The sequence below is a fragment of the Monashia sp. HAY1-2A genome (assembly GCF_056755315.1).
Map to the genome: position 1 here is coordinate 1 of NZ_JBNDHY010000167.1, position 9,113 is coordinate 9,113.

Here is a 9,113-nt window from a genome sequence, read left to right on the forward strand (position 1 = left end):
GGTGCAGGGCTGCGCGCAAACGGGTCAGTGGCTGCTCGACTGATGGTGACCGCCGCAGCCGAGTTCTTATCGGATCGGCACACCGGGTGGCCGACGCGGCGGGGTCGCTGGGTGCCGAGATCCGCCTCCGGCAGGTGGCTGGGCCGGCACCAGATGAAGCGACCGCATCCAATGCCGCGTGGAGCCAGCACTTCGACCTCACGAAGGACGAGCCGCGTGCCACGGCCGAGGACGTGGTGTGGGCGGACGCGGGTCGCGGCCGTCCGGTGCCGGCGCGCTCGGGCCGACCTTGCCATGTCCCAGCGCTCCGCGTCGGTGGCGCGAGCAGGACGCGTGCTCGTCCGCGATCGTCGTCAGTGGCCGCGTCGGGTCCGAGCGGACTCCTCGACGGTGAGCTCTGCCGCGGGGTCGGCCACAAGACGCGCGTCGGGAATCGCGACCCCGCTCTGCACCGAGAACCCGTACGTTCCAGCGGCGAGTCGGGCATCTGCTCGGTCCAACGCCGCCAGTCGCTCCCGCAGGATGCCATCGATCGTGATGCCGATGACCTCGTGCTGCAACGGCTGGGCGGCGTCCGCGTCCCCGTCTCCGGCCTCACGCATGGCCTCGTTGTCCTCGATGCGTGCCGAGGCTGAGGTGGCCAGCAGCTCGGTCACGCGGGCGCGCTCGGCATCCAAGAGCGTCTTGGCCTGGTCAACGTCCACAAGAAGTCCTTTCGTCTGTCCTCGCGCGGCAGTCCGTCGCGCGGTCCGTTCGTGGGGTGCGTCGCGGCGGTGCAGGGCGGCTCAGCGGCCCGCGAGGTAGGCGCCGACACGCGCTCGGACCACGTTGCGCCCGCGGGCGAGGTCACGCTGCACGTCCGGGACCTCGCGCCCGAGGACGAGCGCTGCCGACAGGAGCTCCTGACCCTGGATGTCGACGAGGTCGACGACGTCGGCCACCTGCCGCGGCAGGTCGTCCAGCGCCGAGTCGACGACGCCGGACAGCTCTTCGGTCTCCAGCTCGGCTTCGGGGCCGAGGAACCTCGTCAGCGCCGGCCACGCCCTCGGCGGGCTGACCCAGCTGCCGACATCGCTGCCCTCGCTGTACAGCTCTGGCAGAAGGAGTTCGGCTGGGTCGGCGTCCGCGTCCAACATCTGCAGCTCAGCCAGGTCACGAAGGGACCCGTTCACCTCGAACCCCGCCGGCAGGTCGCCCTCGATCGGTTCGGACGAGGAGTGCGCGTGGTGCGCCAGGATGCTGTCGGCCCACTCCTCTCGGGTGTCCTCGTCGTCCGTCACGTGCCTCGCCGCTTGACGGAGCAGGTGCGCGGCCAGCTCCTCACGCCGGGGGGTGCGAGTCCGCAGCTGCGACAGGAAGTAGTCCCAGGTCTCCTGAACGAGGTCATCGGCATGGGCAGGATCAGCGGCCCGAGCCAGCTGTGCCAGGAACTTCTGCTGGTCCCCGACGGGGTCGTTGGCCGGGGGGCCGTGGTGCCCCGGAATCGTTGGCGTGGCCCGCGTCCGCCGTGCCGTCCTCGGCGCCGCCATCAGAGCGGACGTCGTCGCGACCTGGTCCAGGTGCGTCGTGCACGCCGAGCACCGAGCGGCATGACGCGCCGTGTCGACGAGGTCGGACGCCGGGACAGCTCCGCTGAGCACCAGCCCTCCATAGGCCGCGACCGCGCTACACCTCATCTGTTACTCCTTCGGTCGGCGCCGGTCAGGCACGCGGCGCATGCCCGCGGCAGGGACGCTCATGTCCGTGTTCGTGTCCGGTACGCGCGGGTTCTTTGGTCTCGCTGGGGCAGGGCGAGCACGGGCGTTGGCAATTGCGCCGGTAGGGGGCGGCATCGTTCGGGCCGTGGCGTTCTCGTCATCCGGAGGGCCCGAACCGTTCCACCCGGATGTCCGTGGAAGGGACGCCGAGGGCGTCGAGCAGCATGGTGGCGGTGTCGCAGAAGGCGGGCGACCCGCACACGAACGGCTGCTGCCCCGGTCGCAGCACGGGAGCCAGATCGGCCTCGGTGAGGCGTCCCGCAGCACGGGGATGCCGCGGCGGCGCCTGCCGCGTGTAGACGACCGTGGTCTGCTCTGCGGCGAGCTCGCTGGCGTAGTACAGCTCGCTCGGGCTGCGCGCCGAGACCACCAACGTCACGAGGTCCTCACGACGGACGGCTCGGGCCGCGCGAAGCATCGACATCAGCGGGACGACCCCACTTCCTCCGGCGATCCCGAGCATGGGTACCGACACGTCCCACGCGAAATGGCCGCCGATCGGGCCGCGTACCTGGACGGTGTCACCGATCTCGAGGCCCTCGTGCAGGAACGTGGACACCTCACCTCCGCGGAGCAGCTCCACCGTGATCTCCAACGGGTCGCTGCCCGGCGCGGAGGCGGCCGAGTACGCCCGCTGCGCCCGGTACCCGTCCTCAGCCATCAGCCGAACGATGAAGTGCTGGCCGGCAACGAAGTCATGCGGGCCGGCAAGCATGAGCTGGAACGTCTTCGCGGTGGCGGTCTCGCATCGGAGCCCGACGACCGTGGCCGTCTGCCACGGCTGGACGGGCGGAACACGGGTCGTGACCCACCGGTCCATCAGTCTCCCTGGTACCGCTGCTCGAGCCACGGGTCCCCACGGTCGTGGTAGCCGCTGCGTTCCCACAGGCCGGGCTCGTCGTGGTCCATCAGGTGCAGGCCCGACACCCACTTGGCGCTCTTCCAGAAGTAGAGGTGCGGGACGAGCAGCCGGGCGGGGCCACCGTGCTCGGCCGGCAGGGGCTGGCCGCCGACCTCCCACACGACCCAGGCCTTGCCGCCGAGGACGTCCTCGAGAGGCAGGTTGGTCGTGTACCCGGTGTGGGAACGGGCCAGGACGAACGTGGCCTCCGGCAGGACGCCGGCGAGGTCCAGCAGGGTGTCGACGGACACACCGCGGAAGGTCATGTCGAACTTGGACCACGTGGTGACGCAGTGGATGGCGCCCTCGTACGTCGATGGCGTCATGCGGTGCAGCTGTACCCATGACCACGTGTGCGGGTCCCGCACCAGCCCGTCGACGGTGAACGTCCACGTGGCCGTGTCCAACCTCGGCGTGGGCTCGTAGCTCAGGACCGGCCAGTTGTCGCCGGTGTCGTACTGCCCCGGAGGGAGCCTCGGGTCACTACGGTCGCGCCTCGTGAACCCTCGTGTCACTGACATGTCGGAACGTCACCTGCTTCCAGTGGTGGGTGGTGGTGTTCGGGGTGGGCCCACGGGCCCTTCATGGCCCGCCCGCGCCTGTCGGAGCCGTTTCGGCCTCGAGGATCCACGCCTGCTTCTCGGTCTCGAGGATCGTCTGGTTGAACAGGTCAGCGGTCGCCGGGTCGACGGCGCCGGCGCCCGGGACTCGTGGCGTCGCGCGGCTGTCGCCGTCAGTTGCGTCCCGCCATGACGCCACCGTCGACGTTGACGATGCTGCCGGTGACCCAGCCGGCGTCGTCGGAGAGCAGGTACGTGACGGCTCCGGCGATGTCCTCGGGGGTGCCGACACGACCGAGCGGGTGCACCCCGTCCAGCCCGTGCAGCGTCTCCTCGATCTTGTCCGCCGGCACGAAGCCTTCGTACAGGGGCGTGGCCACGACCGCGGGAGCGACGGCGTTGACCCGGATGCGCTGGGGTGCGAGCTCGATGGCCAGGTTGTGCGTCAGAGCGTGCAGGCCCGCCTTGGCCATGGAGTACGCCGACGACGGGGTCGCACCGAGGGCCTGGTGCGCCCACATGGAGCCGATGTTGACGATGGAGCCACCGCCACGGGCGACCATGAGGCGGGCCACGCCCTGGGTGAGGAAGAACGTGCCACGGTTGATGTCCAGGTAGGAGTCGTAGGCGGCGAGGTCGTAGTCCAGGAAGTTCTTCGGGATGAAGAAGCCTGCAGAGTTGACGAGGAGGCTGGTGTCGGCGTGGTCGCGAGCGAGCGCGTCGACCATGGCGTCGACCTGTGCCGCGTCGTTGAGGTCGCCGGCGAGCGCGGTGACGCGGTCGCCGCCGTCCAGGTACTGGACTGCTTCGTCCAGCTTGGTGTGGCTGCGCCCGATGAGCACCACCGAACCGCCCTCGCCCAGCACGGTGGCAGCGGTGGCCCGGCCCATTCCGCTGCTGCCGCCTGTGACGACCAGCTTGTGTCCCACGAATCGATCTGACATGTGCCGCAACCTCCGGTTGAGTGTGAATCCGCCGCCGCTGTGGGGGCGGGGGCTTCGGTCGGCGAAGCCATGGCAGGTAGGTGGCGCGCGGCAGACTTTCCTTATGGGGACCGGCCCGTCGGCCCGATGGTTGTCGCCGCCGGCTGGGGCCTGAGGTGACCCGCTGCCCCTTGAGGGAGCAATCCGAAGACGCTGCCACGGGTGCCCGCTGCGCGACCCCGATGAGGACCGAGCCGTCCACCTCTGTGCGATCACACCACCTGCGGATATGCTCGCGGTGTGCCCGGTGACGAGGGTCGGCATTCGCCGCGGTTGACAGCTCGGGGCGCAGCCACGCGTGCCCGCATCCTGCAAGCAGCCGACGACCTCATCCTCGTCCACGGGGTCAACCGCACCCGGCTCGACGACGTGCGGGCCGCGACCGGCGTGAGCAAGTCGCAGCTGTATCACTTCTTCCCGGACAAGAGCGCCCTGGTGGCCGCGGTCATCGAGCGCCGCGCCGAGGTCATCATGGAGCGCGAGCGCGACCTGCTGCGCCGCGTCGACTCCATGCGTGGCCTGGAACGTTGGCGCACCGCAGCGGTGAACCGGGTCCAGCTGCGGCGCGGCGCTCACGGCTGCGCCCTCGGCTCCCTGCTCAGTGAGCTCGCCGACCAGGACGACGGCGCGCTCACTGCCTTGGCCGGTCACTTCCACACGTGGCAGATGCTGATGAAGGACGCGCTCGACCGGATGAGCAGCAACGGGGCGCTACGGTCCGACGCAGACACCGAACGCCTGGCGACCGGTCTCATGGCTGCCCTGCAGGGCGGCTACCTGCTGTCGCAGGCGGCCCACAACGCGACCCCGATGCAGGCGTCCCTGGACATGGCACTCGAGCACATCGCCTCGTACGCGACCAAGGCAGCGTAGAGCTGAAGGACTCCGCGCGTTCCGTGCGTCCAGCCCCTGACTCGTGCGGGTGAACCAGCGCACCGGACACCGCGCGGACGGGCAAGACGAGACGTCGTGCAACGAGGGTGCCGATCCCCGACATCGAGACCCTCGGCCGGCACGCGTCCAGAGCTCTACGCCGCGCGACGAGCAACTAGGTCACCACGAAGGTGCGCGCATTCGTCGTCGCAGCACGGATTTTCGGCCCGATGCCGTCGAGCGTCTGCGGACGAGGCGGACGCGATTTCCCGTAGCGTTCAGGCGTGACCTGGTCCTTCATCGTCGTCGTCGTTGCGCTGGTCCTGGTGCCGGGGGCGGACTTCGCCGTCATCGTGCGAAACACGTTGAGCGGTGGTCGATGTCGGGGGGCGATCACGACGGCAGGTGTCAGTTCGGCCGCTGCCATCCAGGGGCTGCTGGTGACGATCGGGCTGGCTGGTGTGATCGTGCGTGTTCAGCCGCTGTTCCTGGCCTTGAAGTGGGGCGGCGTGGTGTATCTGGCGTGGCTGGCCTTCGGAATGCTGCGCAGTGCGGTGCGCGCCGACTACCCGGACGTCGGGACGGGCCCCCGCATGAGCGCAGCGGCAGCGTACCGGCAGGGGTTGCTGTGCAATGCGACGAACCCGAAGATCCTCGTCTTCTACCTGTCCTTGCTCTCACAGTTCGTGGCGCCGGACGCACCGTGGACGACCTGGCTCATGCACGCGTGGACGGTGCCGTTCCTCGGCACCATCTGGTGCCTGGCGGTCGTCGGGTTCGTCGACCTGGTGCGTGACCGGCTCCAACGCCGCCGCGTGCGGCGCGCGGTGGACGCCGCCGGAGGGCTCGTTCTCGCAGGATTCTGCGTGCGCCTCGCTACGGAGGCCTAAGCGGCCGCTCTCGTGCGACCCGGCGCGGACCGCGGCTCACATCGAGCGGAGCCACTCCTCGACGACGGCAAGATCCGCCGCGCGCAGCCCGACGGCTGAGTCAACGCGATGAAGCAGGGCTGCGCCGGAGTGGTTCGCCGACACCCAGGCGCGATCGACATCGGTCAGCTCGTCATCGACCCAGACGAACGGACGGCCCGACGCGAGCTCGACGAGAGCTTGCGTCTTCCAGTTCAGGGCCGCCGCCTGGTCATCCTCCGACCAGACGGTCTCATCCATCCCGGGCAACTCGCCGAACTCGACAACGGCAAGCTCCGGCAGACCCAGGATGGGTGCGATCACCCGGTTGGCATCGTGCATCCAGGCGGTCGCCCAGACCACGTCGCAAGACATCCGGATGAGGCGTTGGCCGTGCTCGGCCGCGATGGTGGCGAGTCGTGGGTTGGAGGGACTCTGCCACGTCGTGTTCCAGTCCTCGAGCGTCGATGGCATCTGCACGTCGGCTGTGGGGATCAGCGTCCCGTCGACGTCGAGGAAGAGCAGGGGACGAGTCGGGCCCTCGGTCACTGCACCCACGATAGGCGCAAGACGTCCGCGGCTTTGCCGAACACGTGCCGCCTGGCACGCGACATCATGGATCTGTCAGGGCAGCCCCTGACGCAGTCGAGCTGCTGGCCAAGCCCCCCCGACCCGGCTACTGCGGGTTCGGATGAGCGCGGCCGACGGCCCGAACCAAGCCATCGCTCGCTGGGCGCGTGGACGCCTGTCCGAAATGCACCCGCAACCGATCCTCACGTCCGTACTGCGTCGTCTCGTGCGTGCGGCCGCGTGACTTCGGGGCGCCGGCACCGCCCCGTGCGTCTGCCCACGAGCGGCAAGCGCCTGAGCGGGGCAGTCAAGCACCGAAGCACGAGGAGTTGGCAGAGCCTGTGATCCTGACGTCCAGGCTCGCCGTGTTGTTCGACGGGTTCGGGTCCGTTGCCGTCCACGCGGACCCGGTAACCCACCAGATGCGGCGGGCCGGCGGGTCTCCCGCTTGGATCAAACATGCCGTGGCCGAGAACGTGACAGTCCTAGCTTCTCCCGGCTCGAGGTCCCCGAGGACGCAGAGCTGCTCGCCGCAACTGGACGTGAACCGGCCGAACTGGTCGGAACCACTGGCTAGCACCTCGACCGCCGGCGCGGTCGCATCTCCCAGGTTCGTCACCGTCATTGTCCATGTCGCAGTCTCGCCACTTCGTACGTGTGGCCCACCGTTGGGTGCCCACGCGAGGGTCACGGCCAGATCCGGAGTTCCCTCCTGGGCCCAGGCCGGCCCCGCGGCGGTGACCGCAGCCAGCAGACATGCAAGACCCGCAATGACTCGCCGCATCGTCAAGCCCCCGTACCAGGAGATCCTCGGGCCGATTCCCGGAAAGGAAGACCCTCAGCGCCCACAGTCCTCGACGGCACCATCGGGCGCCTCGTGCATCTGACGTAGGCGCCGGGCACCGACCCGCGCGAAGCCCTCGGATCGCGGGCCGCAGGGTGCCGGGATGGCCGCCGGTGAGGGGAGCGAAGCGGGCTCGGTCCGCTCAAGGATGCGGGCACCAGTCGGTCGCGGACATGCGAATGTGGCTGAGGAATGTGCGAGCCCGTCCCCAGCCTGCGTAGTGGTGCGCGCACGTGCCGGCCCCCCTCGACCATCCACTCATCCTCGACCTCCTGGAGCGTCAACCCGCAGTCGCCACCTGGTCGCCGTCCGTCTCAAGCGGCCGATTCGAGACAGGGCGCTGGTGGACGCCAACACCGGGCGGCGGGTGCCTCTCGTCCACAGAGTCGTCGACGACCGGACCTATGAGTCCGGTCCGGTGGTGCTTGACCTCCAGCCTGCTCGGTGCAGGCGCTCGGCGCCGTCGAGGAGCAGGTCCAGACCGAACTCGAACTCGAACTGCTCGTCGCACCCGTGTGCACCGCCGTCAGGGCGATCGCGTTCCATCGCCGCCACGGCAATCTGGACGATGTTCGGGTATCGCTGCGCGAAGGCAGCCTGCTGCTCGGCGTCGGGCCGCTCGTCGGGCTGGCTCCCGGTGGGTGAGTCGGCCTCGCCTGCAGACTCGTCGAACATCTCCGGGCTGAAGCCCCAGATGCGATTGCCCAGGGCGTGCATGACGTGGTGGGTCAGGTCGGCGGAGAACCCGGCGGAGATGAACATGCCGGCCACCGAGTCCATGTAGGCCAGAACCGTCGCGGTGCGTCTGGTGCGCGACTCGATCGCCCGGCGAGCCCAGGGGTGGCTCAGGACCGCTCCACGTGCCGCCAGGAGCTGTTGGCGTACGCGGTCCTTCCAGCCGAGCGCCGGGTCCGGTGCGGCGAACCTGTCGATCACCACGTCGACCATCCCGTCGAGCAGCTCGTCCTTGTCCGCGACGTGCTTGTACAGCGCCATCGGCACGACACCGAGCCGCTGCGCCAGCCGGCGCATGCTCACCCCGGCAAGGCCCTCATCGTCGGCGAGCTGCACTGCAGCCATCAACACCCGGTCGCGGCTCAAGGGTGCCCGGTTAGGGCGCTTCTCGATGAGCGTTGACACGTGTACACCGTACACCTACGCTCCGGCCAAGGGGGTGTACGCCGTACACCCGGGTTCGAGGAGCCTCTCATGTCACCTGCCGCCCGCCTGTCCACGCCGACCCGACAGCGCCATTCAGCGACGAGGCGCACCGCTTTCGTAGCCGGAGCGCTGTATCTGCTGACGTTCCTGACCTCCGTGCCGACCCTGGGCCTGTACCGCCCGGTGCTGGAGCGCACCGACTTCGTCCTGGGCGCGGGGAGCGCCACGGGCGTCCTGGCGGGCACGACGCTCGAGGTCCTCCTTGCCGTTTCCTGCGTCGGCACGGCCGTCGTGCTGGTCCCGGTGGTGCGCAGATGGAGCGAGACGGCTGCTCTCGGGTACCTCGCCGCTCGGCTGGTCGAAGGCGCCCTCATCCTCGTCGGCGTCGTCAGCCTCCTGTCAGTCATCGCTTTGCGTCACAACCCCGGACCCCCGGATCCGGCGTCCCTGGTCACCGCCGGACAGGTCCTCGTCGCGGTCTACCACCAGGCCTTCCTGCTCAGCCAGAGCCTCATGCCCGCCTTCAGCGCGCTGTGCCTCGGGTCGGTGCTGTACC

The 9,113-nt window shown here is 69.5% G+C and carries 11 protein-coding genes; 3 read left to right on the forward strand and 8 right to left on the reverse strand.

The features are described 5' to 3' along the window. Nucleotides 1–353 precede the first annotated feature (353 nt). From ACPYOM_RS18755 to ACPYOM_RS18775, 5 genes are all read right to left on the reverse strand, one after another. The gene (locus tag ACPYOM_RS18755) at nt 354–704 is read right to left on the reverse strand and encodes a TraR/DksA family transcriptional regulator (RefSeq protein WP_481342849.1); all 351 of its coding nucleotides are present in this window, start codon (nt 702–704) and stop codon (nt 354–356) included. Between the two features lie 81 nt (nt 705–785). Next, nucleotides 786–1,676 carry an RNA polymerase sigma factor gene (locus ACPYOM_RS18760; protein WP_481347114.1) on the reverse strand — a complete coding sequence of 297 codons (891 nt, stop codon included), beginning with the start codon at nt 1,674–1,676 and terminating at the stop codon, nt 786–788. Between the two features lie 178 nt (nt 1,677–1,854). Next, entirely contained in the window at nt 1,855–2,577 is a 723-nt protein-coding gene (locus ACPYOM_RS18765; RefSeq protein WP_481347115.1) for an FAD-binding oxidoreductase, read from the reverse strand. Further along, the gene (locus tag ACPYOM_RS18770) at nt 2,577–3,179 is read right to left on the reverse strand and encodes a sulfite oxidase-like oxidoreductase (RefSeq protein WP_481347116.1); all 603 of its coding nucleotides are present in this window, start codon (nt 3,177–3,179) and stop codon (nt 2,577–2,579) included. The genes ACPYOM_RS18765 and ACPYOM_RS18770 overlap by 1 nt, the downstream gene beginning before the upstream one ends. Before the next feature lie 212 nt (nt 3,180–3,391). After that, nucleotides 3,392–4,162 (reverse strand): SDR family NAD(P)-dependent oxidoreductase, encoded by a 771-nt coding sequence (locus ACPYOM_RS18775; protein ID WP_481347117.1) that lies wholly within the window; start codon nt 4,160–4,162, stop codon nt 3,392–3,394. Between the two features lie 279 nt (nt 4,163–4,441). Here ACPYOM_RS18775 and ACPYOM_RS18780 point away from each other — a divergent pair, with 279 nt between their 5' ends. Then, nucleotides 4,442–5,074, forward strand: coding sequence for a TetR/AcrR family transcriptional regulator (locus ACPYOM_RS18780; protein WP_481347118.1), 633 nt, complete (start codon nt 4,442–4,444; stop codon nt 5,072–5,074). A gap of 284 nt (nt 5,075–5,358) precedes the next feature. Continuing rightward, nucleotides 5,359–5,964, forward strand: coding sequence for a LysE family translocator (locus ACPYOM_RS18785; RefSeq protein ID WP_481347119.1), 606 nt, complete (start codon nt 5,359–5,361; stop codon nt 5,962–5,964). 36 nt (nt 5,965–6,000) lie between these two features. On the opposite strand, the gene ACPYOM_RS18790 is transcribed toward ACPYOM_RS18785, so the two are convergent. The 3 genes from ACPYOM_RS18790 to ACPYOM_RS18800 form a co-directional block, all read right to left on the reverse strand. After that, nucleotides 6,001–6,531 (reverse strand): HAD domain-containing protein, encoded by a 531-nt coding sequence (locus ACPYOM_RS18790; protein ID WP_481343107.1) that lies wholly within the window; start codon nt 6,529–6,531, stop codon nt 6,001–6,003. Between the two features lie 328 nt (nt 6,532–6,859). Continuing rightward, complete coding sequence (locus ACPYOM_RS18795; RefSeq protein WP_481347120.1) at nt 6,860–7,336, reverse strand: hypothetical protein; 477 nt, start codon at nt 7,334–7,336, stop codon at nt 6,860–6,862. 462 nt (nt 7,337–7,798) lie between these two features. Continuing rightward, on the reverse strand, nt 7,799–8,476 hold the full coding sequence (locus ACPYOM_RS18800; protein WP_481347121.1) for a TetR/AcrR family transcriptional regulator: 678 nt from the start codon (nt 8,474–8,476) through the stop codon (nt 7,799–7,801). 237 nt (nt 8,477–8,713) lie between these two features. Here ACPYOM_RS18800 and ACPYOM_RS18805 point away from each other — a divergent pair. Further along, a partial coding sequence (locus ACPYOM_RS18805; RefSeq protein ID WP_481347122.1) for a DUF4386 domain-containing protein occupies nt 8,714–9,113 on the forward strand: 400 nt, incomplete at its 3' end.